This window comes from Geodermatophilus siccatus, from assembly GCF_900103785.1.
In the GTDB taxonomy this organism is placed as follows: domain Bacteria; phylum Actinomycetota; class Actinomycetes; order Mycobacteriales; family Geodermatophilaceae; genus Geodermatophilus; species Geodermatophilus siccatus.
The window spans coordinates 102543-124729 of sequence record NZ_FNHE01000003.1 but is presented as its reverse complement, the minus strand read 5'-3'; the positions used below and the strand labels follow the sequence as shown (position 1 = coordinate 124729).

General features: G+C 75.7%; 25 protein-coding genes. 9 read left to right on the top strand and 16 right to left on the bottom strand.

All coding sequences use genetic code 11. The annotated features are described in order from the left end of the window. Positions 1 to 261: 261 nt before the first annotated feature. From BLS21_RS06495 to BLS21_RS06485, 3 genes are all read right to left on the bottom strand, one after another. Positions 262 to 2418: an acyltransferase family protein gene (locus BLS21_RS06495; RefSeq protein WP_091215429.1), complete on the bottom strand. Its 2157-nt coding sequence runs from the start codon at positions 2416 to 2418 to the stop codon at positions 262 to 264. Positions 2419 to 2562: 144 nt separating this feature from the next. Further along, positions 2563 to 3066, bottom strand: coding sequence for an OsmC family protein (locus BLS21_RS06490; RefSeq protein WP_091215426.1), 504 nt, complete (start codon positions 3064 to 3066; stop codon positions 2563 to 2565). A 71-nt stretch (positions 3067 to 3137) separates the two neighbouring features. Then, positions 3138 to 3716: a hypothetical protein gene (locus BLS21_RS06485; RefSeq protein ID WP_139177033.1), complete on the bottom strand. Its 579-nt coding sequence runs from the start codon at positions 3714 to 3716 to the stop codon at positions 3138 to 3140. Between the two features lie 435 nt (positions 3717 to 4151). Here BLS21_RS06485 and BLS21_RS06480 point away from each other — a divergent pair, with 435 nt between their 5' ends. After that, positions 4152 to 4403, top strand: a complete 252-nt coding sequence (locus BLS21_RS06480; protein ID WP_091215421.1) for a hypothetical protein — start codon at positions 4152 to 4154, stop codon at positions 4401 to 4403. Between the two features lie 173 nt (positions 4404 to 4576). Here BLS21_RS06480 and BLS21_RS06475 read toward each other — a convergent pair whose 3' ends face one another. Both BLS21_RS06475 and BLS21_RS06470 read right to left on the bottom strand, forming a co-directional pair. Beyond that, a complete protein-coding gene (locus BLS21_RS06475; RefSeq protein WP_091215419.1) occupies positions 4577 to 5209 on the bottom strand; it encodes a hypothetical protein in 633 nt (210 codons plus the stop codon). Positions 5210 to 5366: 157 nt separating this feature from the next. After that, positions 5367 to 6410, bottom strand: coding sequence for an AraC family transcriptional regulator (locus tag BLS21_RS06470; protein WP_217636022.1), 1044 nt, complete (start codon positions 6408 to 6410; stop codon positions 5367 to 5369). On the opposite strand from BLS21_RS06470, the gene BLS21_RS06465 reads away from it, so the two are divergent. Further along, a complete protein-coding gene (locus tag BLS21_RS06465; protein WP_091215411.1) occupies positions 6409 to 7068 on the top strand; it encodes a class I SAM-dependent methyltransferase in 660 nt (219 codons plus the stop codon). The genes BLS21_RS06470 and BLS21_RS06465 overlap by 2 nt on opposite strands. 14 nt (positions 7069 to 7082) lie before the next feature. On the opposite strand, the gene BLS21_RS06460 is transcribed toward BLS21_RS06465, so the two are convergent. From BLS21_RS06460 to BLS21_RS06445, 4 genes are all read right to left on the bottom strand, one after another. Then, positions 7083 to 7913: an alpha/beta hydrolase gene (locus BLS21_RS06460; protein ID WP_245700111.1), complete on the bottom strand. Its 831-nt coding sequence runs from the start codon at positions 7911 to 7913 to the stop codon at positions 7083 to 7085. 1 nt (position 7914) lies between these two features. Continuing rightward, entirely contained in the window at positions 7915 to 9465 is a 1551-nt protein-coding gene (locus tag BLS21_RS06455; protein ID WP_091215408.1) for an acetolactate synthase large subunit, read from the bottom strand. Then, complete coding sequence (locus BLS21_RS06450; protein WP_091215407.1) at positions 9462 to 9782, bottom strand: EthD family reductase; 321 nt, start codon at positions 9780 to 9782, stop codon at positions 9462 to 9464. Before BLS21_RS06450 ends, BLS21_RS06455 begins: the two co-directional genes overlap by 4 nt. A 94-nt stretch (positions 9783 to 9876) precedes the next feature. Beyond that, on the bottom strand, positions 9877 to 10815 hold the full coding sequence (locus BLS21_RS06445) for an NADP-dependent oxidoreductase (RefSeq protein ID WP_091215404.1): 939 nt from the start codon (positions 10813 to 10815) through the stop codon (positions 9877 to 9879). Between the two features lie 132 nt (positions 10816 to 10947). On the opposite strand from BLS21_RS06445, the gene BLS21_RS06440 reads away from it, so the two are divergent. Beyond that, complete coding sequence (locus BLS21_RS06440) at positions 10948 to 11649, top strand: DUF4230 domain-containing protein (protein ID WP_091215402.1); 702 nt, start codon at positions 10948 to 10950, stop codon at positions 11647 to 11649. 128 nt (positions 11650 to 11777) lie between these two features. Here the strand turns inward: BLS21_RS06440 and BLS21_RS06435 are convergent, their stop codons facing one another. Further along, complete coding sequence (locus BLS21_RS06435; RefSeq protein ID WP_091215398.1) at positions 11778 to 12977, bottom strand: acyl-CoA dehydrogenase family protein; 1200 nt, start codon at positions 12975 to 12977, stop codon at positions 11778 to 11780. A gap of 145 nt (positions 12978 to 13122) precedes the next feature. Between BLS21_RS06435 and BLS21_RS26155 the strand changes: the two genes are divergently transcribed. Beyond that, positions 13123 to 13674 carry a DUF4190 domain-containing protein gene (locus tag BLS21_RS26155; RefSeq protein WP_091215396.1) on the top strand — a complete coding sequence of 184 codons (552 nt, stop codon included), beginning with the start codon at positions 13123 to 13125 and terminating at the stop codon, positions 13672 to 13674. 53 nt (positions 13675 to 13727) lie between these two features. On the opposite strand, the gene BLS21_RS06425 is transcribed toward BLS21_RS26155, so the two are convergent. The 3 genes from BLS21_RS06425 to BLS21_RS06415 form a co-directional block, all read right to left on the bottom strand. Next, on the bottom strand, positions 13728 to 14681 hold the full coding sequence (locus BLS21_RS06425) for an HpcH/HpaI aldolase/citrate lyase family protein (RefSeq protein WP_091215393.1): 954 nt from the start codon (positions 14679 to 14681) through the stop codon (positions 13728 to 13730). Positions 14682 to 14766: 85 nt separating this feature from the next. After that, the gene (locus BLS21_RS06420; protein WP_091215390.1) at positions 14767 to 15627 is read right to left on the bottom strand and encodes a DMT family transporter; all 861 of its coding nucleotides are present in this window, start codon (positions 15625 to 15627) and stop codon (positions 14767 to 14769) included. A gap of 59 nt (positions 15628 to 15686) precedes the next feature. Beyond that, a complete protein-coding gene (locus tag BLS21_RS06415) occupies positions 15687 to 16559 on the bottom strand; it encodes a PhzF family phenazine biosynthesis protein (protein ID WP_091215388.1) in 873 nt (290 codons plus the stop codon). A 96-nt stretch (positions 16560 to 16655) separates the two neighbouring features. On the opposite strand from BLS21_RS06415, the gene BLS21_RS06410 reads away from it, so the two are divergent. After that, positions 16656 to 17894: a magnesium transporter MgtE N-terminal domain-containing protein gene (locus BLS21_RS06410; protein ID WP_091215385.1), complete on the top strand. Its 1239-nt coding sequence runs from the start codon at positions 16656 to 16658 to the stop codon at positions 17892 to 17894. After that, the gene (locus BLS21_RS06405; protein WP_091215383.1) at positions 17887 to 18408 is read left to right on the top strand and encodes a DUF1003 domain-containing protein; all 522 of its coding nucleotides are present in this window, start codon (positions 17887 to 17889) and stop codon (positions 18406 to 18408) included. Before BLS21_RS06410 ends, BLS21_RS06405 begins: the two co-directional genes overlap by 8 nt. Positions 18409 to 18556: 148 nt before the next feature. On the opposite strand, the gene BLS21_RS06400 is transcribed toward BLS21_RS06405, so the two are convergent. Further along, the gene (locus tag BLS21_RS06400; protein ID WP_091215380.1) at positions 18557 to 19027 is read right to left on the bottom strand and encodes a DUF4188 domain-containing protein; all 471 of its coding nucleotides are present in this window, start codon (positions 19025 to 19027) and stop codon (positions 18557 to 18559) included. Between the two features lie 72 nt (positions 19028 to 19099). On the opposite strand from BLS21_RS06400, the gene BLS21_RS06395 reads away from it, so the two are divergent. Beyond that, positions 19100 to 19714 carry a MerR family transcriptional regulator gene (locus BLS21_RS06395; protein WP_091215377.1) on the top strand — a complete coding sequence of 205 codons (615 nt, stop codon included), beginning with the start codon at positions 19100 to 19102 and terminating at the stop codon, positions 19712 to 19714. A 189-nt stretch (positions 19715 to 19903) separates the two neighbouring features. Continuing rightward, positions 19904 to 20392: a methylated-DNA--[protein]-cysteine S-methyltransferase gene (locus tag BLS21_RS06390; RefSeq protein ID WP_091215375.1), complete on the top strand. Its 489-nt coding sequence runs from the start codon at positions 19904 to 19906 to the stop codon at positions 20390 to 20392. A 27-nt stretch (positions 20393 to 20419) separates the two neighbouring features. On the opposite strand, the gene BLS21_RS06385 is transcribed toward BLS21_RS06390, so the two are convergent. After that, the gene (locus BLS21_RS06385; protein WP_091215372.1) at positions 20420 to 20737 is read right to left on the bottom strand and encodes an AzlD domain-containing protein; all 318 of its coding nucleotides are present in this window, start codon (positions 20735 to 20737) and stop codon (positions 20420 to 20422) included. Beyond that, a complete protein-coding gene (locus BLS21_RS06380) occupies positions 20734 to 21492 on the bottom strand; it encodes an AzlC family ABC transporter permease (protein WP_091216424.1) in 759 nt (252 codons plus the stop codon). Before BLS21_RS06380 ends, BLS21_RS06385 begins: the two co-directional genes overlap by 4 nt. A gap of 311 nt (positions 21493 to 21803) precedes the next feature. Between BLS21_RS06380 and BLS21_RS06375 the strand changes: the two genes are divergently transcribed. Then, positions 21804 to 22148 carry a hypothetical protein gene (locus tag BLS21_RS06375; protein WP_091215369.1) on the top strand — a complete coding sequence of 115 codons (345 nt, stop codon included), beginning with the start codon at positions 21804 to 21806 and terminating at the stop codon, positions 22146 to 22148. Positions 22149 to 22187: the final 39 nt, after the last annotated feature.

Genomic DNA, 22187 nt, shown 5'->3' with positions numbered 1-22187 from the left:
GACGGGTCACCTTGGACGTGTCGGGCGCCGGCCCCGGGTGGTGTCGGCCGCTCGTGACTGGTCGGGTGCCCGGCCGAGCCCCGCCGACCGGTCCGGTGACCGGCCGGCTGCGCCTGCCCGACCGGAACGACGCCCCATGGCCGACCATCGCCTCTGCCCCGCTGAGGGAGGGCCCGTGCTCAGGCGGGGTGGACCGTCAGGTGCGGCGGCTGCGCCGCCGTCCGGGCGGCGACGCGGTAGCGCTCGATGAGCTGGGCGGACTCAGGACTCCAGCAGCGCCTCCGCCACGGACCCGCCGATCCGCTCCGAGTACTCGGCCGTCATGTGCACCCCGTCGGCGAAGACCGGCGTGCCACCGACGAACGGCGGGCAGAGGTCGTCGACGCAGAACCAGCGCTGCGGGTCGACCGCCGTCGCGCCGGTCGCCTCCGCGACCTCGGCCTCGATCGACAGCGAGGCCAGGTAGGACCGGCTGGGCGACTCGGCGCAGTCGGCGGGCTCGCTGAGCCCGTTGGCGCACGACTGCAGGTTGCCCGTCTCCGGCGGCGCCCCGAGGACGACGACCCGGGCACCGGAGGCCTGGATCTGCCGGACCATCGAGGTCAGCCCGTCGCGGAAGACCGCCGTCCGGTCCAGTGCGGGGTCGGCGAGCTCGGCGTCGTAGGCGTTGCTGAGCACGACCAGGTCCGGGCTGTTCTGCGCGATCCAGCCCAGTGCCCACTGCCGGTGGTCGGAGCACTCGGTGAACGGTTGCCCGCCGACCAGCGTCATCTCCAGCACGTTGGGGCAGCGGCCCATCGACAGCGTCTGCACCGACCAGCCCTGCGGGGTCAGGCCCGAGACGATCCCGGGCAGCCACGCGCCGGCGATGGAGTCACCGAGCACGACGGCCCGCTGCGGCGCGGCCGGGTCGCCGTAGACGCACTCGGCCACGTTGTCCGGGCGCACGTCGAAGCAGCCCTCCGACCACTGGGTGCGCAGGTAGTCGGGCAGGTCGTCGAGGCTCGGCGAGAGGTCGGTGGGCCAGGTGAGGGCGACCGACGCCGCGCGGATCTCGCGGGTCAGCGGGTCCTCGGCCGTGCCGCCGTCCTCCGCGGCCGCGCGCGCCTCGGCCTCGGCCCGCAGAGCGGCGTCGGCCGCGGCCACGGCCCGGGCGTCGAGCTGCCCGGGCGGGGAGACGAGCAGCAGCCCGGCGGTGAGCACGATCGCCGTGGCCGCCGAGCCGCCGGCGACCGCCCGGGCCCGTCGGAAGACGCCCGGAGCCGCCGGGTGCCGGGTGCGGCGCTGCGCTCGCGGGAGCAGCCACCGCGAGTGCAGCACCGGCTGCTCCACCACGTGGAACGAGATCGTGGCCAGCGACAGCGACAGTGCGAGGACGACGGCGTGGTAGACCACCGACTCCGGGTCCAGCACGGCGGCGAGGACGACGACCACCGGCCAGTGCCACAGGTAGAGCGAGTAGGAGATCCGGCCGAGGAACCGCGCCGGCGCGCTGCCCAACGCCCACCGCACCCCCGGCCCGCCGGGTGCCGCCCCGAAGGCGACGAGCAGCGCCGTCGACAGCACCGGCAGTGCCGCGGCGGACCCCGGGAACGGTGTGGTCGCGGTGATGAGGAACGCCGAGGCGACGACGCCGGCCAGACCCGCCCAGGCGAGCACGGCCTGCAGCCGCGCCGGGAGCCGGTGCAGCCCCGCGGCGGTGACGGCGACCAGCGCGCCGACCCCCAGCTCCCAGGCGCGGGTGAACGTGGAGAAGTAGGCGGTCTCCGGCGCGGTGCTCGTCGCGTGCAGGGACCAGGCGAACGACGCCGCCGTCACCGCCAGCACCGCCAGCCCGAGGACGGCGGTGCGTCCCCGCCGCCGGCCGACCGTGAGCGCGAAGACGGCGAGGACCAGCACCGGCCAGAGCAGGTAGAACTGCTCCTCGACCGCGAGGGACCAGAAGTGCTGGAACGGTGAGGGCGCCGCGTCGGTCTGGAAGTAGTCGGTGCCCTGCCGGGCGAAGTTGACGTTGGCGCCGAAGAACAGCGCCCACAGGCCGTCGGTGACGGTGTTCCGGAAGCGGCCGTCGACGAAGAGCACCCAGGCGGCCAGCGTGGTGACGACCAGCGTCGTCACCGCCGCGGGCATCAGCCGGCGGGCCCGGCGCACGTAGAAGGCGCGGAAGGAGATCCGCCCCGTCCGCTGCCGCTCCCGGACCAGCAGGCCGGTGATGAGGAAGCCGGAGATGACGAAGAAGACGTCGACGCCGACGAACCCGCCCGACGGCCAGCCGAACACGTGGTCGAGCAGGACGAGACCGACGGCTACAGCCCGCAGGCCCTCGACGTCGTGCCGGAAGCGGTGCTCCGGGACCGCGGGTCGTGCGGCTCCCCCGCGGACCGCCGTCCGCTCGACCGGCACAGCTGTCGCCGTCATCCTGCTCCCCCGTGTCGTCCCGCCGTCCCGGCGGCAGCCCGCGGGCCGCGCTCGGCAGGCCCTCGGACGCAGTCGACCAAGCCGGCACCGCGCCGGGGAAGCGTCAGGCGGGAGGTCTGACCCGCTGGAGGGAGGGGCCCGTGTTCAGGCGCGGCGGACGGTCAGGTGCGGCGGCTGCGCCAACGTCCGGGCCACCACGCAGTAGCGCTCGGTCAGCTGGCCCAGCTTCGCGAGGGTGGCGTCGTCGGCGTCGGTGTCCAGCTCGGCGTCGACGGTGATCGTCCCCATCCCCACCGGTGTCTCCTTGGAGACGCCGAGCGTCCCGCGGGCGTCCATCTCGCCGCGCGCGGTCAGCCGGGCCGAGCGGATGTCCACGCCCATCGACGTGGCCACGCTGCGCATCGTCACCCCCGCGCACGCCAGCAGCGCCTGTAGCAGCATGTCGCCGGAGCAGGCGTCGCTGCCGTCGCCGCCGGTCGAGGTGTGCAGCCCGGCGCGGGCTGGCCCGGCCCAGGTCTGCACGGTGCAGGTGACGCCCGGCTCGGCGAAGGCGGCCTCGGCGTGCATGCTCACGCAGGCCGAGGCCGGGTCGTCGCGGTACTGCTGCTTGAGCGGTGCCTGCAGGTCGCGCAGCGCTGCGGCGTCCATCCCGGCCTCCCCTGTCGTCGAGGTCCCCATGCTCGCGGCCGGGCGGGGCACTCGCCACGTGGGCGGTCGGCTCAGTCGCCGGCGGCCTCGTCCAGGACGCCGCAGAGGTCCACGACGTCGGCCTCGAGCCGCAGTCCGTCCACGGCCGTGGACTCCCCGGTCGCCGGATCGACCGTCAGGCGCAGCAGGATGGTGCCCTCCTGGACGTACATCAGGTGCGGCAGGCCGGCCTCGTCCGCGGCCGCCCGCTCGACGTCGTTGCCGGCCCAGAGCACCAACGGCCCGTCGAGCTCGGCGACCACCTCGCTGCCGTCGGAGGACACCAGGTCCCAGCTGCGACCCCAGACGTCCAGCTCGTCGATGGTGGCACCGTCGGACTGCCGGGTGAGGTCGACCGTCCGGCTCCCGCGGAACTCGAGGAACGTGCTGCCGTCGTCCAGGACCTGCTGCCGCACCTCCGCCTCGCGGACGTCCCCTCCGGCGACCGTGACGACCGATCCGCAGGCCTCCACGTCGACCGGCTCGTAGAACTCCTCCGGGACGGGGACCCAGCCCTCGTCGTCCCCGGGTGGCTGGGCGTCCGCCGCGGAGGCCACGCCTCCGGACAGGACCATCACCGCCGCCGCCGTTCCCACCAGGACTCGTCGCACCGCGACCACCTCCTCGCCGAGTCGGTCCCTCGGCGGCGCAGCGTAGGGAGGGGTGCGGCAGCCCGCGCCGGTCGTAGGACCGTGTGGACAGGGACCCCCGCGTTCCGTCCCCGACGGTGCGGCGGCGGCTACCCGCCGGTGCCGGTCGTCGGCCGTCGCTCACCGGCGGGGGCGGACCCCACGGCGCACGACCGCTCCCGTGGGGTCGACCCCGGGGGTCAGCATCCGGCCGGTCGGGGGGAGGCATCCCGTCGATCGGGGGGACAGCTCCATTCAACGGTCGAGTCGTCGGCTGGATCCTGGTCACGCAGGAACGGAACGGCACTCCGATCCACCGCGGAGGCAGTGCCGACCCGAGCGATCAGGGATCGCTCACCACATCTCCCACCACGAGCAGGGCCGATCCTGCCCTGCCCCGGACGACCTGGAGGAACCATGGCCCTCTCCAAGCGACACCTGGTCCTGGCCGCCACCGCGACCACCCTGGGCATCGGCGGCGTGCTGCTGCCGGGCGCGAGCGCGATGGCTGCCACCACGGCCGACCAGAGCGTCGCCGTCGCGGCGCCGGCGTCCGACAGCACCAGCACGACGACCGAGGCCGCCTCCGCGCAACCGGACACGATCTGCTACTACGAGTGGTACGTGGACGCCTGGGGGAACTGGTACTACGTCTGGGTCTGCGCGTGAGGGGTCTCCCGGCCCATGGACACGCCGGCGGCGTAGCCCCTGGCTGACGAGTCCCGGCGCGCCCGGGGCTGCACCCCGCGGGATGACCGAGCGGAGGGGTGCACCGCGGTGCTCGTGCTCTGCGTGCGAGGGGCACGCAGAGCACGAGCACCGCCCCTGAGGGTCGGGACGGCTCAGTCGTCGCGCTCGCCGCGCCCGGAGTCGTCTCGCGCGTCACCGGGGTCGGCGGCGACCTCGTCGAGGACGGCGCACAGGTCCACCTCGTCCTCCTCCGCCACGTCGGCGCGCAGCGTGTCCGCGGCGAGCGACTCCCCGGTCGCCGGGTCGACCTCGAGGCGCAGCAGGACCGTCCCCTCCTCGTAGTGGAGGAAGTACGGCTGGCCGGCCTCGTCGGCGTCCGCCCGCTCGACGTCGTTCACGGCCCAGACGAGTGATGGGCCCTCGAGCTCGACGAGCACCTCGGTCCCGTCGGCCGAGACCAGCTCCCAGGTGTCGCCAGAGATGTCGAGCTCGTCGATCGTCGCGCCGTCGGACCGGCGGGTGATGTCGACCGACTGGCCGCCGCGGTACTCGGTGAAGGTGGACCCGTCGTCGAGGACCTCGATCCGCACCTCGGCCTCGCGGACGTCGCCGCCGGTGACCGTCACCGTCGAGCCGCAGATGTCCAGGTCGAAGGGCGCCCAGTACTCCTCGGGCACGGGCGCCCAGCCGTCGTCCCCGCCCGCCGCCGGGTCCTCGGCCGCGGAGACCGCACCCCCGGACAGGACCACCGCCGCTGCCGCCGTCCCCGCCAGCACCTTCCGCATGACGCCTCCTCGTCGAGCCGGACACAGGCGGCGCAGCGTAGGGAGGACCCGCAGGTGGGCGCGCGTGTCGCACCCCGCCGACGCGGAACCCGCGCGTTCCGTGCCCCGCTGTGCGTCCGCGGCTACCGCCCGGCGGCGTCAGCGGTCCGGCCCTCCCTCACTGCGAGCGGCCCGCCCGGCGCCACTCCTGCGGCGGGACGCCGTGCGCGGCGCGGAACCGCCGGATCAGGTAACCCGCGTCGGCGTAGCCCACCCGGCCGGCCACCGCCTGCACCGTCAGGTCGGTCTCGGCGAGGAGCCGCCGGGCCTCGGCGAGTCGCCGTTCGGTGATCCACTGCTGCACCGTCCGCCCCGTGCGCCGGCCGACCACCGTCGTCAGGTGCCCCGCCGACAGCCCCACCGCGTCGGCCACCTCGCGCAACGAGATCGGCTCGGCGTACCGGCGCTCGATGACGTCGAAGACCGCGGCCAGCAGCGGGTCGTCGCGCAGCCGCAGGGAGCCCGGGACGTCGGCCGCCAGCCGGGCCAGCTCCACCAGCAGCAGGGTCAGCCGGGCCAGCGCGGCCTCGGCGTACCCCTCCCGCCGCTCCTCCAGCTCGCGGTCCAGCTCGGCGAACCGCCGTGCCCACGCGGGCTGGTCCGCCTCGGGCACCGACAGCCGCTGGACCCCGCCGGCCCGGTGGCCGACGAACGGGAACAGCAGCGGGTGTGCCCGCCAGGACCCGAACGAGCCGGGGCTGCGCCGCTCCACCGCGTCCGGCGGGAAGAGGGCCGACCACACCGCCGCCTCGGCCGCATCCCCGCTCCACTCCGGGGTCACCACCTCCCCCGGAGCGACCACGAGGAGGTCCCCGGTGGTGACCTCCCACCACCGGCCGTCCAGGCACAGCCGCCCGGCACCCCGCTCGACCAGGCTCAGCACGAGGAAGTCGTGCGCGTGCGCCCCGTGCAGCGGGCCCCCGGCGGGGCCGCGGGTCCCCTCGTGGCGGGTGACGGTCACCGGCGGCCGCCCCGCGACCCGCTCGTACCCGTAGACCGGCGCACCGTCGACCCGACGGCCGGTCAGCGGCCGGCCGACGGGCCGCCGAGGTCCCGAAGATGGTCCCATCGCGACCGATGTCCCGCCCTTGTCGTCACGCCCGTGGCCGCCGAGAGTAGCGGTGACGACCGGAACATCGTGCACGACGGAGGAGATCGGCATGGGTGGCACGACCGGCAGCACGGGCACGCGGACGGCGGTGACCGGCGGCGAGCGCGATTTCCTGCCCGGGATGCGGCACGCGTGGCTGCTGCCCCTCTACGACCCGTTGAACCGGCTGCTCGGCGTGCGGCGGATCCGCCGGCAGCTGCTCGACCAGGCCGGCCTCCGGCCCGGCCAGCGGGTGCTGGAGATCGGGTGCGGCACCGGCGACCTGCTGCTCGCGGCCAAGCGGGACCAGCCCGCGGCGGTCGTCGTCGGACTCGACCCCGACCTCGCCGCACTCGCCCGCGCCCACCGCAAGGCCCGCCGCCGCGGGCTGACCGTCCAGCTCGACCGCGGCCACGCCGAGGAGCTGCCCTACGCCGACGACAGCGTGGACGTCGTCCTCTCCTCGTTCATGCTGCACCACGTGCCGGACGGCGAGCGGGACGCGGCGATGCGCGAGGTGCTCCGGGTGCTGCGCCCCGGGGGTGCGCTGCACCTGGTGGACGTCGGTGGGTCCGGCGGCTCCGGTCACCGGCACCGGTTCACCCGGGAGCACGCCGTCGACGACGTCCCGGACCTGCTCCGCCGGGCCGGCTTCGCCGAGGTCGTGGAGACCGGCTCCGACGTGCACCGCTGGGTCGGCCGGTACACCCTCTACCGCGCGACCACCTGAGGGGACCGGCCCCGTCAGCGGCCGGCCAGCTCCACGACCGCGTCGACGAGCGCGTCGCCGTCGAGCAGCACGCGGTCGTTGTGGTCGGCGCCGGGGACCTCCACCAGCCGGTGCAGGCCGGCCGCCGCCGCGGCGACGGCGCGGCTCTGCGCCGGCGGCACGATCGAGTCGGCTCCCCCCAGCACCACCGTGGTCGGCACCCGGATCGTCGCGACCCGCTCCGCCACCGGGTACCGGTCGCGCAGCAGCGCGCGCACCGGCAGGAACGGGTAGTGCTCGGCGCCGACGGCGGCGAGGTCGACGAACGGCGAGCGCAGCACCAGCCCGGCCGGCGGGTGCTCGGTCGCCAGCTCGGTGACGACGGCCGCGCCCAGGCTCTCGCCCAGGTAGAGCACCCGGTCCGGCGGCACCCCGGCCTCCTCCAGCAGGTGGGCGCGGGCGGCGCGCACGTCCCGCGCCAGCCCGTCCTCGCTGGGACTGCCGGGGTTGCCGCCGTAGCCGCGGTAGTCGAACAGCAGCACCGCCAGCCCCCGCCCGGCCAGCGCCGCGGCCAGCGGCGCCCGCAGCCCGCGGTGCCCGCCGTTTCCGTTGGCCACCAGCACGGCGGGTGCCCCCGGGGCGGGGCCGGGCACGAACCACGCCCCCAGCCGCAGCCCGTCGGAGGTCTCCAGGACGACGTCCCGGGCGCCGGGCAGCACCGCGGCCGCCGCGGGCACCGGGCCGTCGTCGGGGAAGTAGACGAGCCGCCGCTGCAGCCCCCACAGCAGACCGCTCAGCACGACCAGGACGACGGCGAGGACGACTCCCGCGCGGACCAGGCGCCGCACCGGGCCCCGCGTGACCACCTCACCTGCGGCCGGGCAGCACCGCGTCGACCAGGTGCGGACCCGGGGCGGCCAGCGCCGCGCGCAGCTGCTCGGCCAGCTCCTCGGCGGTCGTGGCCCGGGTCGCGGGCACGCCCATGCCGGTGGCCAGCGCGACGAAGTCCAGCGACGGCCCGCCCAGGTGCAGCAGCTCGCCGGCGCGCTTGCCGTCCTCGGCCGCACCCACCCGCGACAGCTCGTGCTCCAGGATCGCGTAGGAGCCGTTGTCGCAGACGACGACGGTGACGTCGAGCTGCTCGCGGGCCATCGTCCACAGCGCCTGGATGGTGTACATCGCGCTGCCGTCGGCCTGCAGCGCGAGCACCGGCCGGTCCGGGCAGGCCACCGCGGCGCCCACGGCCATGGGCAGCCCGTCGCCGATCGCACCGCCGGTCAGCCCCAGCCAGTCGTGCCGAGGCGCGCCGGCGGTCAGCTCGGCCAGCCCGACGCCGGAGGTCAGCACCTCGTCGACCACGACCGCCCGCTCCGGCAGCAGCGCCCCGACGACGGCCGACATCGCCCGCGGCGTCAGCTCGCCGGTCGGCAGCTCGGGCCGCGAGGCCTCCAGCACCTCCGCGCGCACGCCCGGTGCGGCGACCTCGGCCAGCGCCCGCACCGCCGCGACGCCGTCCTCACCGGGCGCGGACAGCACGTGCACCGTGCAGTCCTCGGGCACCGGCGTCCCGGGCACGCCCGGGTAGCCGAAGAAGTGCACCGGCGAGGTGGCCCCGGCCAGCACGAGGTGGCGGGTGCCGGCCAGCGCGGCGATCGCCATCTCCGGCGGGTAGGGCAGCTTGGGGAGGTCGGGCAGACCGGCGCCGCGCACCGCCCGCGCCGAGAACGTCTCGGCCACCAGCCGCGCGCCGGTGCCCGCGGCGACCTGCCCGGCGGCCAGCAGCGCCTCCTCGCTGGCGACGACGTCCCCGCCGAGGAACAGCACGGTGGGCTCGCCGGAGCGCAGCACCGCGGCCACGTCGTCCACCACCGACGGCGCCACCTGCGGTGCCGGGCGCACCGACAGCGGCCCGGCCGGCTCGGCGCCGTCCTCCCACGAGACGTCGGCCGGCAGCACCAGCGTGGCGATCCCGCGCCGGGCCGACTCGGCGACCGCCTCGGCGGCGTCGGCGGCGACGTCGGCCGGCGACAGCGAGCGCCGCAGCCAGCCCGACACCGCGCCGGCCAGGGCGTCGAGGTCGGACTCCAGCGGCGCGTCCAGCCGCTTGTGCGAGCGGGCGTGGTCGCCGACCACGTTGACCACCGGTGCGCGGCCGCGGCGGGCGTTGTGCAGGTTGGCCAGGCCGTTGGCCAACCCCGGGCCGAGGTGCAGCAGCGTGGCCGCCGGCTTCCCGGCCATGCGCGCGTAGCCGTCCGCGGCGCCGGTCGCGACGCCCTCGAACAGCGTCAGGACGCCGCGCATCTCGGGGACGTCGTCGAGTGCCGCGACGAAGTGCATCTCCGACGTGCCGGGGTTGGCGAAGCAGACGTCGACCCCGGCGGAGACCAGCGTGCGGATGAGTGCCTGGGCGCCGTTCACCGGGCGGCGTGCACCTCGTCCAGCTCGTAGTGCGTCATGGTCACGCCGCCGGTGGCGAAGTTGGCGACGTCGTCGGCGGCCGCCTTCCCCTCCGCGGAGTTGAACGCGGCGCCCATCTCCTGCTCGGACTCGAAGTCCAGCTCCGCCACCAGGTACGGCGCGGGCTGCGACGGGTCCAGCGGCTGCGGGTGGCCGAGGGTGTACCGGACCAGGCCGGGCATCGTCGTGGCCAGCGGGACGTGCGTGTCGCGGTAGTACGCGTCGAACGCCGCCGGGTCGTCGGGCTGTCCGTAGCTGACGACGAGCCTGTGCACCATTGCCACACCTCCGCACCGCGCCGGGCTCCGCTGCCCGGGACCGCCCCCACCCTGGCAGGACAGGACGACCTGCCGCCACCGCGGGACCCCGACCTCAGAAGGTGAGCACCAGCCGTCCGCGGACGCCGCCGCGCGCCAGCCGCCGGTGCGCTTCGGCGGCCTGCTCGGCGGGCAGCGTGTCGGCCACGCGGAGGGTCAGCACGCCGTCCTCGGCCTGCTGGCGCAGCCGGTCCAGCGCCGCCCGGTCCTCCGCCACCCGCCGCACCAGCGTCGGGTGCACCCGCAGTCCGCGCTCGCCGGTGCCCCGGTAGCCGCGCACGGTCGCCACCGCGCCGCCGTCGCGCACCGCGGGCAGCACCAGCGCGTCCTGCACCGCGCCGTCGGCCAGCCCGTCGACGCCCTCGGGGAACTGCTCACGGATCCGCGCGGCGACGTCGTCCCCCCGGCGGACGACCACGTCGGCGCCCAGCTCGCGCACCAGCTGCTCGTCGGCCTCGGACGCGTCGGCGACCACGGTCAGCCCGTCGGCCTTGCCCAGCTGGACGACGTAACCGCCGAACGCCCCGGCCGCGCCGGTCACCGCCAGCACCTGGCCCGGCTGCAGCCCCATGTAGTCGAGCGCCAGCCGCGCGGTGAGCCCGTTCATCGGCAGGGTCGAGGCCTCGGCGTCGGTGCTGCCGGCCGGCGACCGGACCACCGAGGCGGCCGGCAGCACCAGGTCCTCGCGGTAGGCGCCGTGCGCGCCCGAGGGGACGACGACCGCCATCACCCGGTCGCCCACCTGCAGGTCGGTGTCGGTGTCCGGGCCGATCTCGGCGAGCACCCCGGCGGCGTCCATCCCCGGCACGTAGGGGAACTGCTGCACCGGGTCCCGCCCGGCGTAGGCGCCCTCGCGCAGGTGCGTGTCGGTCGGGCTGACCGCCGCCGCGGTCACCCGCAGCCGCACCTGCCCCGGCCCCAGGGGTTCCGGCGGGACGTCGACGACGTGCAGGGCCTCCGGCCCACCGAACTCGGTCACCCCGACGGCTCTCATGCCCGAGAGCCTCGTCGACGCCGGCCGGCCGTGTCCCGCGGGGTGCCGCAGGCGTGTCGGGAATGGCGCGCGCCTCCCGGTCGCTGGACAGTCGGAGCACCGCACGCCCGCCCCCGACCCGAGAGGCCGAGCATGCCCACGCTGCTGCCGTCCCGCCCCGTCTCGCTCGACCCGGCCCCGCGCCGGCGGCGTCGCCTCCGCCCGAAGCTGGTGGCGGCCGGGATCGGCCTGGCGCTGCTCGTGCCCGCCGGCTTCCAGGTGGCCGACTGGCTGCCCGACCGGCCGTTCGGCCAGGACGTCGTCGACACCAGCACTCCTCCGCTGATGCTGGCCCTCGAGGACCTCTCCGAGTACCACGCCGCGACCGGCACCTTCCAGGTCGTCGTCGAGCGCGAGGTGGACACCCGCTACGTCCCCTCGGTGATCAGCGGCGAGTCGGTGAGCTTCCTGGCCACCGGCACCGCCGACGCGTACGTCGACTTCGCGGGCCTGGACGCCGGCCGGGTCGCCCTCTCCCCCGACGGCACCTCGGCGACCATCGCGCTGCCCGCCCCGCGGCTGGGCGAGGTGCGCATCGACCCAACGGCCAGCCGCGTGCTCGACCGCGACCGCGGGCTGGTCGAGCGGGTCGGGGACGCCCTCGGCGACAACCCGGTCGACGACAGCGAGCTGTACGCGCTGGCCCAGGACCGGCTGGCCACCGCGGCCGCGCAGAGCGACCTGCGCGAGCGCGCCGAGGCCAACACCCGCGACATGCTGACCGGCCTGGCCCGCTCGCTCGGCGTCCAGCAGGTCGAGGTCACCTTCGACGAGCCCGCCGACGAGGAGGGCTGAAGAAGGACCCCCTGCCCCCACCGCTCGCACGCTCGCGGCGGGACCCTGCAGGGGGCCTGCGCCGGACACACCGCGGCCCCGGCGTCCCCTCCGCGGAGGGGACGCCGGGGCCGCGGTCGTGAGGGGCCTCAGCGCTTGAGCGCGTACTCCTTGAGCAGGCCCCGGCTGATGATCGTCTTCTGGATCTCGCTGGTGCCCTCGCCGATGAGCAGGAACGGCGCCTCGCGCATGAGCCGCTCGATCTCGTACTCCTTGGAGTAGCCGTAGCCACCGTGGATCCGGAAGGACTGCGTGGTGACCTCGGCGCAGTACTCGCTGGCCAGCAGCTTGGCCATGCCGGCCTCGACGTCGTTGCGCTGGCCGGCGTCCTTGAGCCGGGCAGCCCGGACCATCATCGCGTGCGCGGCCTCGACCTTGGTCGCCATCTCGGCGAGCTGGAAGGCGATCGCCTGGTGCTGGGCGATCGGCTTGCCGAAGGTCTCCCGCTGCTGGGCGTAGGCGATGGCCAGCTCGAAGGCGCGGATCGAGATGCCGCAGGCGCGCGCGGCCACGTTGACCCGGCCGACCTCGACGCCGTCCATCATCTGGGCGAAGCCCTTCCCGGGCACCCCGCCGAGGATCGCGTCGGCGCCGATCCGGAAGCCGTCGAACACCAGCTCGGTGGTGTCGACGCCCTTGTAGCCCATCTTGTCGATCTTGCCGGGGATGGTGAGCCCGGGGACGACCTCGCCGAAGCCGGCCGGCTTCTCGACCAGGAAGGTCGTCAGGTTCTGGTGCGCCTTCTCCGCACCCTCGTCGGTGCGCACCAGCGCGGCGACCAGGGTGGAGGACCCGCCGTTGGTCAGCCACATCTTCTGGCCGTCGATGACGTAGTCGCCGTCGGCCTGCTCCACCGCCCTGGTCCGGATGCCCGCGACGTCGGAGCCCAGCCCCGGCTCGGACATCGAGAACGCACCGCGGACCTCACCGGTGGCCATGCGCGGCAGGAGGCGCTCCCTCTGCTCGGCCGTGCCGTGCTGGAGCAGCATGTAGGCGACGATGAAGTGGGTGTTGATGACGCCGGAGACGCTCATCCAGCCGCGGGCGATCTCCTCGACCACCAGCGCGTAGGTCAGCAGCGACTCGCCCAGGCCGCCGTACTCCTCGGGGATCATCAGCCCGAAGATGCCGAGCTCCTTGAGCCCGTCGACGATCTCGGTCGGGTAGGCGTCGGCGTGCTCGAGCTCTTGGGCGTGCGGGATGATCTCCTTGTCGACGAAGGTCCTGACCGTCGACAGGATCTCCTGCTGGATGTCGGTCAGGTCGGCGGTCTGCGCCAGGCGGGTCATCGCGTCGCTCCTCCGGGGACTCCGGTGTCCGGGTTACCGGTGAGTATGGGCCACCCCCGTACGGCGTCCGTGTGTGGCTGCTCACCCTCCGGGGCCCCGCGCGTCTAGCGTTCGCACGACCAGCCCCGACCGCCGGAGGACGACGATGACGCAGGACGACGCCCACCGCGCCGGCCCCGACCCCACGCCGTCCCCCGGCGGCGAGGCCCCGCGGCAGCCCGGTCACCCGCCGCTGCCCTCCTACGGTGCGCCCGGCTCGACGGGTGCCGGCGCGACGGCTCAGCACGGGTCCGCCGGCCAGCCGGAGTACGGCGCACCGCCCGGGTTCGGCAGCCAGCCGGGGTACGGCGGCCAGCCGTCCTACGGCCAGCCCGCGTACGGCCCGCCGCCCGGGTACGGCGGTCAGCCCGGCTACGGCGTGCCCGGCTACGGGCTCCCGCCGGGTTACGGCTACCCGCGGCCGACCAACACGCTGGCGATCCTGTCGCTGGTGATGGCGTTCGTCTTCAGCCCGGTCGGGCTGGTGCTCGGCATCGTGGCCCGCCGGCAGATCCGCCAGACCGGCGAGCAGGGCGACGGCCTGGCGCTGGCCGGGATCATCATCGGCGGCATCGGCACCGCGCTGGCCGTGCTGGCCTTCGTGTTCTTCTTCCTCGCCCTGGCCGCGGCCGGCTCCTCGGGCGCCTTCGCCCCCTGAGGGGGGACGACGGCCCGCCCGGGCTCCCCGGGTGGGCCGTCGTCGTGCCGGGCTCAGCTCTCCGGCGGGGTGAAGGTCGAGGTACGCTGCATGCCCGCGGCGCGGCCCTTGCCGGCGATCACCAGTGCCATCTTGCGGCTGGCCTCGTCGATCATCTCGTCGCCGAGCATCGCCGACCCCTTCTTGCCACCGGCCTCCGAGGTCGCCCACTCGTAGGCGTCGAGGATGAGCTCGGCGTGGTCGTAGTCCTCCTGGGACGGCGAGTAGATCTCGTTGGCCGCGTCGACCTGGCCGGGGTGCAGCACCCACTTGCCGTCGAAGCCGAGCACCGCCGACCGCTTGGCGACCTCGCGGAAGGCGTCGACGTCGCGCACCTGCAGGAAGGGCCCGTCGATGGCCTGCACGCCGCGGGCGCGGGCGGCCATGAGGATCTGCATGAGGATGTAGTGGAACGGGTCGCCGGCGTAGTCCGGGTGCAGGGCGCCGACCACCAGCGACTTCATGTTGATGCTGGCCATGAAGTCGGCCGGGCCGAAGATGATCGTCTCGATCCGCGGGCTGGCGAACGCGATCTGGTTGACGTTGATCAGGCCCTGCGCGGTCTCGATCTGCGCCTCGATGCCGATCCGGCCGACCTCCAGGCCGTTGGCCTTCTCGACCTGGGTCAGCAGCATGTCCAGCGCCTGCACCTGACCGGCGTCCTGGACCTTCGGCAGCATGATGCAGTCGAGGTTCCCCCCGGCGCCGCCGACGACCTCGATGACGTCGGTGAAGGTCCACTCCGTCGTCCAGTCGTTGACCCGGACGGTGCGGATCTTGTCGCCCCAGCCGCCCTCGTTGAGCGCCGCGACGATGTTCTTGCGGGCGCCGGGCTTGGCCAGCGGCGCGCAGGCGTCCTCGAGGTCGAGGAACACCTGGTCGGCGGCGAGGCCCTTGGCCTTCTCCAGGAAGCGCGGGTTGCTGCCGGGGACGGCGAGGTTGGAACGGCGGGATCGGAGCTCGGCCACGGGTCCTCCGGGTGGTGGGGCGGGCGGGAGACACAGCTTGATCGGGATCGGGTCCACCGGAGGGTAACGACGGGCCCGGAGGGCCTCAGGTGCCCGGCTCGGCCAGGCCCGCCGGACGGCTGGCCCGCACCACCAGGCCGACGCCGACGACGACCAGCGCCACGCCGGGCAGCGCGAGCAGCGGCGGCACCTGCTGCAGCAGCACCAGCGCGAACAGCAGCGCGCCGGGCACCTCGAGCAGGATCACCAGGCTGACCACCGTCGGACCGACCGAGGACAGCACCAGGTTGAACAGCGTGTGCCCGAGCAGCTGGGCGCAGACCGTGACGGCGGCGATGAGCAACCAGTCGCGAACGGGGAAGCCGGCGAGCGGGTCCCCCACCAGGACGGCGGCGACGGCGATGGCCGCCGCGCAGACCGAGTAGCAGACCACCGCGTACGCCGAGGTGGAGAGCCGCTGCCGGGCGCGCGCCCCCGCCAGCACGTAGCCGCCCGCGCAGATCGCACCCAGCAGCGCCAGCCCGTCGCCGGCCAGCGCGCGCATGCTGACCGTGACGTCCACCCCGGCGATCAGCGCGACGCCGAACACCGCCAGCACCAGGCCCGCCCACGTCGCCGAGGGCAGCCGCACGCCGCTGAGCCGCGCGACCAGCGCCGTCCAGACCGGGGTGGTGGTCACCAGCGCGGTGGCGGCGGCGACCGTCGTCATCGACAGGCTCGGCAGCCACGCGGCGAAGTGCGCGGCGAGGAAGAGCCCGGCGACGACGGAGCTGGTCAGGTCGCGCGGCCGCAGCCCGGCCAGCACCGATCGCTCGCGCAGCAGCAGCACCGGCAGCAGGACCGCCGCGCCACCGAGGTTGCGCCAGAAGGCCAGCGCCAGCATCGGCGCGGCCAGCATCGTGGTCAGCGGCGCCGAGAGCGAGACGCCGACGACGGCCACCGCCATGATCCCGACGTCCCGACCGCCGGGCCGGTGCAGCGCCCAGGCGGCGGACGCCGGGGCGTTCAGGCCGGCACCCGGATGCGGCCGCGGGCGACCGGCACCACCGCGCCGTGGACGGTCGCCGCGACCGCTCGGCCACCGGAGGCGGTGACCGTGCAGGACAGCACCGAGGGCCGCCCCATCGCCTCGCCCTGGTGCACGACGTAGGACGACGTCCCCTCCGGCGCGAGCAGGCCGGCGGCGACGAGCCAGACGCCGGTGCCGAGGGCGGCCGAGCCGGTCGCGGGGTCCTCGCCCCAGGCCAGGTCGGCGGCGAAGACGCGGGCGCGGGCGGTGGCGGCCGCGCCGTCCCAGGAGAGCACCGAGACGCCCTCCCCCACGCCGTGCTCGCCGAGCAGCGCGGGGTCCGGCGCGGCGTCGTCCACCACCTCGGGGCGGACGGCGAGGAAGGCGAAGGGCAGACCGCAGCCGGCGACGTGCGCCGGCAGTCCCACGGCGTCGGCGCCGGCGAGCCCCAGGGCCTCGGCGAGCGCGGCCGGGTCGGGGCCGTCCTCGAGGGTGGGGCGGCCGCCGGACAGCGTCGCCCCGTCGTCGTCGACGACCACGTCGAGGACGCCGGCGCCGCACTCCTGGCGCAGCGTGCCGGCGGGCAGCCGGCCGGCGCGGACCAGCGCGGCGGCCGCACCCACGCTCGGGTGCCCGGCGAAGGGCAGCTCGGCGTACGGGGTGAAGATGCGCACCCGGTAGTCGGCGCCCGGCTCGGTCGGTGCCGAGAGGAACGACGTCTCCGACAGGTGGAACTCGTTGGCCAGCGCCTGGCACTGCTCGGTGGAGAGCTCGTCGGCGTCGAACACCACGGCCAGCGGGTTGCCGGCGAAGGCGCGCGGCGCGAAGACGTCGACGACCTCGTAGTCCAGCTCTCCTGGGGCGGCCACGGCTCGACGGTAGCCTCACCCGGGACCGAGCTCGCGAGGTCCCGCAACGACACAGCCGTGCGGCACGGAGTCGACGAGCGCCAGCGAGGAGGACCCGTGACCACGGCGACCAGGGCGTACGTCTCCCGGCTCGCCGGGCTGCCCGTCTTCGACCCCAACGGCGACCGCGTCGGCAAGGTCCGGGACGTGGTGGTGGCGCTGCGCGTGGGGACGGCGGCGCCGCGCGTGCTGGGCCTGGTCGTCGAGGTGGTCGCCCGACGCCGCATCTTCGTGCCGATGGGCCGGGTGACCACGCTGGACCCCGGCTCGGTCGTCCTCTCCACCGGCACGCTGAACCTCAAGCGCTTCGAGCAGCGGCGCGGCGAGACGCTCGTGCTCGGCGAGCTGCTCGACCGCCGGGTGCAGGTCGCGGAGTCCGGCCGACCGGCCACCGTCGTCGACGCCGGCATCGAGCAGACCCGCACCGGCGACTGGGTGCTCTCCCGGCTCGCCGTCCAGGAGCCGGGCCGGCTGGGCCGGCGCGGGCAGCTGCACCAGCTGGCCTGGGACGAGGTGACCGGGCTGGCCCTGCCGCAGACCGGGCAGGGCGCCGAGACGCTGATCGCCACCTACCGCGAGCTCAACGCCGCCGACGTCGCCCACGCGCTGCAGGACCTGCCGATCAAGCGGCGGCACGAGGTCGCCGAGGCCCTCGACGACGAGCGGCTGGCCGACGTGCTCGGCGAGCTGCCCGAGGCCGACCAGATCACCATCCTCGGCACGCTGGAGGAGAAGCGGGCGGCCGACGTCCTGGAGGTCATGGACCCCGACGACGCCGCGGACCTGCTCGCCGAGCTCTCCAACGTCGACCGCAACCGGCTGCTGGAGCTCATGGAGCCCGACGAGGCCGAGCCGGTGCGCCAGCTGCTGAAGTACTCCGAGGACACCGCCGGCGGCATCATGACCAGCGAGCCGGTGATCCTCACCCCGGACGCCACGATCGCCGAGGCCCTCGCCCGGGTCCGCGAGCCCGCCCTGAGCCCCGCGCTGGCCAGCCAGGTCTACGTCTGCCGGCCGCCGTCGGCCACCCCCACCGGCCGGTACCTGGGCCTGGCGCACATCCAGGGGCTGCTGCGCGAACCGCCGTCCACCCTGGTCAGCGGGGTGCTCGACGACCTGGAGCCGCTGCGGCCGGAGGCGCCGCTGGCCGAGGTGACCCAGTACTTCGCCACCTACAACCTGGTCGCCGCCCCGGTCGTCGACGCCCAGGGCCGGCTCGTCGGCGCGGTGAGCGTGGACGACGTCCTCGACCACCTGCTGCCCGAGAACTGGCGCGAGCGGGCCCGCCGTGGCTGAGGGCCGCCGCCTCGACGTCCCGCGGGGCGCCCGGGGCTTCGGCGACTTCCTGCGGCTGGACCCCGACGCGGTCGGCCGCTTCGCCGAGGCGATCGCGCGGTTCCTGGGCACCGGCCGCTTCCTCGCCGTCCAGACGGTGATCGTCGTCGTCTGGATCGCACTCAACGTCTTCGCCGTCCGGCTGCAGTGGGACCCCTACCCGTTCATCCTGCTCAACCTCGCCTTCTCGACCCAGGCCGCCTACGCCGCGCCGCTGATCCTGCTGGCGCAGAACCGGCAGGCCGACCGGGACCGGGTGCAGGCCGAGGAGGACCGGGCGCGGGCGGCGCAGACGCGGGCCGACACCGAGTACCTGGCCCGCGAGCTGGCCGCGCTGCGGGTGGCCATCGGCGAGCTGGCCACCCGCGACTTCATCCGCGGCGAGCTCAACCGGCTGACCGAGGAGAGCCCCGAGGAGGCCGAGCGCCGGGAGCGGAAGGCCAGGAGGAAGCGGGAGGCCGCGGCCCGCGAGTGAGAGGCCCCCTCTGCCCCCCACCGTCGACCGACCCCGTCCTCCTCGCCCCTCGCCGGCTCGCAGCGAGCCTCTGGACGGGGCCCGGCGGCGGGGCCCTGCCGAGGCGCCACCCTCTCGCAGGTCGGCGCGGTGGCCCGGAGGGTCCTCCTCAGCCGGCGAGGCGGGCGGCGGCCCGGTCCAGCCGGCTGGTCACCGGGCGGGCCCCCGTGGCGGCGGCCAGCCCCTGCACCGGCAGGTCGACGTAGATGCTCTCGGCGCGGGCGACCTGGTAGGTCTCGTGCCAGATCCCGACCGCACCGGCGACGCGGCGGGCGCGCCGGTTGAAGGCGGTCCACGCGGGGCGGTGCCGGGCGTCGGTGGCGGTGGCGTAGCGGTAGAGGTCCTCGACGCGGCGCCAGTACTGGACCAGCACCGGCCCCCGCCGGCCCAGCGTCATGCGGTAGCCGAGGAAGCCCGAGTCGGGGTCCCGCGCGAGCTCGGCGAGCATCGGGCCCATCGCGGCCAGCACGGGGAGCCAGGCATCCGGCCGCCGGACGCGGTTGATGCGCATGCCGATCAGGAAGACGGCCAGGTCCCCCTCGTGCGTGTGGGTCCAGCGGCCCCGGGCGATGCGTGCCATGACGTCCTCCTGATTGGATAGTGCTGATACCCAACACTAGAGAGTGGCACTACCCAATGTCGAGGGGGATGCGTGCAGATCTCCGAGCTGGCCCGCCGGGCCGGCGTCCCGGTCGCGACCGTGAAGTACTACCTGCGCGAGGGGCTCGTGCCGGCGGGCGAGCTGACCGGTGCCACCCGGGCGCGGTACGGCGAGGAGCACCTGGAGCGGCTGCGGCTGGTCCGCGCCCTGCTCGGGCCCGGCGGGCTGTCGATCGCCCGGGCCCGCGCGGTGCTGGCCGCCGTCGACACCCCGGGGACCTCCGTGCACGGGGCCCTGGGCGCCGCCCACCGGGCACTGCCCGGCGTGGGGTCCGAGGGCCCGGCCGACCTGGAGCAGGCCCGCGCCGTCCTGCGGCGCCAGGGGTGGCGGGTGGCCGAGGACTCCCCCGCCCTCGTCGCGCTCGCCGCCGCCCTCGAGGCACTCCGCGCCGCCGGCGCCGCCCCCACCGACGAGCTGCTGGACCGCTACGCCGACGCGGCCGGCCGGATCGGCGAGCAGGACGTCGCCGCGGTGCCGACCGGCTCCGTGGCCGAGGCCGTCCGCTTCGTGGTGGTCAGCACGGTGCTGCTCGAGCCGGTGCTGCTGGCGCTGCGCCGGCTGGCCCAGGAGGACGCCTCCCGCCGCCGCTTCCCGGACGGCTGCTGAGCGTTCCGCCGAGCAGCGCGGCCGGGACGCGGGACCACGGCCGACGAGCCGGTCGCGGGGAGGAGCCGTCGTCGAGGAGGGGTCCCGGTCGGCGCGGCCGATCGTTGTCGGTCCCCCGCTCTACGGTCTCTCCCGAGGAGGACCTCGCGTCCGGGGCCGAGTCGTGCACCGGGCGCGGGGACGTCGACGATGAGCAGGACGCACACCGTGGTGCCGTCACCGATCGGCCCGCTGACCGTCGTCCGGGACCAGGACGGCGCGCTCGTGCGGCTGGCGATGTCGCCCCCGCGCGCGCTCGAGGCGGACGCGCTCGGCGCGCGGGCCGACGCGGGGTTCGAGGACGTCGCGCGCCAGCTCGCCGAGTACTTCGCCGGCGAGCGGACCGCCTTCCGGCTGCCCCTGCGGCCCGTCGGCAGCCGGTTCGAGCTGGCCGTGTGGGACCAGCTGACCCGCATCCCGTACGGCGAGACCCGCTCCTACGGGCACGTCGCCGAGGCGGTCGGCGAGCCGGGCGGCGCTCAGGCCGTCGGTGCGGCGAACGGCAGGAACCCGATCGCTATCGTGGTGCCCTGCCACCGGGTGGTCGGCGCCGACGGCAGGCTGGTCGGCTTCGGCGGGGGGCTGCCTCGCAAGCGCTTCCTGCTCGACCTGGAGCAGCGCGCGGACCGGCTGTTCTGACCGGGTGCAGCGGCGCCGGTACGCCGATCAGCCGGCGAGGACGTGCACCAGCGCGCCGGTCGCCCCGGCCAGCGCCAGGACGACGATGAACGGCGCCCGCAGCGCCAGCGCGAGCGCGGCGACCGCCAGCCCGGCCAGCCGCCCGTCGACGACCAGCGCCGGCCCGGACGTGGCCGCCTGGACGGCGACCAGCGCGGCCAGCAGCGCCGCGGGGACGAACTCCACGACGCGGGTCACCCACGGTCGCTCGACCCAGGCGGCCGGCACCGACAGCCCGGCCAGCTTGAGCAGGTAGCAGCCCACGGCCGCGACGAGGACCGCCGTCCACAGCGTCCCGCTGCTCACGAGTCCTCCTCGCGGGCGCTCGTCGGCCGCGTCCGCGGGGCTGCTCCGTCCCCGGGCGAGCTCGCGAGCTCGTCCGCCTCCGTCCGCGGACGCCCGGCCAGCGCCACCGCGACGACCGCGGCGACCACCTGCACCCCGGCCGGCACCACCGGGGTGAGCAGCAGCGCGACGACCGCGCCGCCGAGGGCGACCCGCCGCTGCACCGCGGCCTCGGGGAAGCCGCGCCGCAGCCGCGGCCACAGCAGCGCCAGGAAGGCGGCGGGGACGACGGCGTCCAGCGCGGCCTGCGCCGTCCCCCCGAGCCCGGAGGCGCCGAGCGCGCCGAGGACCGTCGTCAGGTTCCAGCCGAGGTAGATCGTCGCGCCGGTGGCCCAGAACGCCAGCCGGCCCAGCTCGCGGTCGGGCGCGGCGACGGCCATCGCGGTGGTCTCGTCGATCACCCAGTGCGCGGCACCGACCCGGCGGAGCACGCCCCGCGGGGCGAGCAGCGGGGCCAGCCGGACGCCGTAGACCGTGTTGCGGGTGCCCAGCAGCAGCGCGCTGCCGATCGCGGCGAGCCCGCTGCCGCCTGCACCGAGGACGCCGACCAGCGCGAACTGCGAGGCGCCGGTGAACATGAGCGCCGAGAGCACGAGCGCCTGCCACACGTCGAGGCCGGCGGCGTCCGCGGCGGCGCCGAAGGCCACCCCGTACAGGCCCACCGCCAGGCCCAGCCCGACGGCGTCGCGGAGGGTGGCGGTGCGGGCGGCGGACACGGCAGCGAGGCTAGCCAGGCGGCCGGCGCGGCCCCGCACCCCTCCGAGGGGGGACACCGGCGGGTTGCCGGACTGCAGCCGAGACCCCGCGGTTCCGGTGGGGAGGCGTGACCTCCGCTCCCCCGCCGCAGCACCGACCGCCCCTCGAGCACGACCGGCTGGCGCGGGCGCGCGAGTCGGGCCCTGTGGACCTCGGGGCTCGCGACGGGCGTCGTCCCGCTGTGGTCCGGCGTCGACCTGGCGCTCGAGCCGCACATCGCGCCGGACCTGTCACCGTCCGGCTGGCCTGCCTGCTGCCCACGCTGCTGGCCGTGTGGGCGCTCTGGCGGTCGCCGATCGGCCGCCGGCAGCCCGAGCTGCTCACCTGCGTCGTCCTGGTGACCGTCCAGTCCGAGATCGCCTGGATGGTGCCGCGGGTCGAGCACGTCGAGCCCCGCCTGCTCGGCTCCACGCTGAGCCTGCGAGCCAGCGGCTGCCTCGTGGTCGCCCGGCCGGTGGGGACCGGCACGCTGGTCGTCTCCACCTGGGCGGCCTTCGGGATCGCCGTCCTGACCGCCCCGACCGCCATGCCGGTGCACCACCTGCTCGCCTCCGCGTTCCACCTGGTCACGGCGTCGGTGCTCGGCGTGGTCGCCACGCGCAGCGCCACCGGCTGACCTCCCTCGAGTCCGCCGCCCGCACCGCGCTCGAGCTGG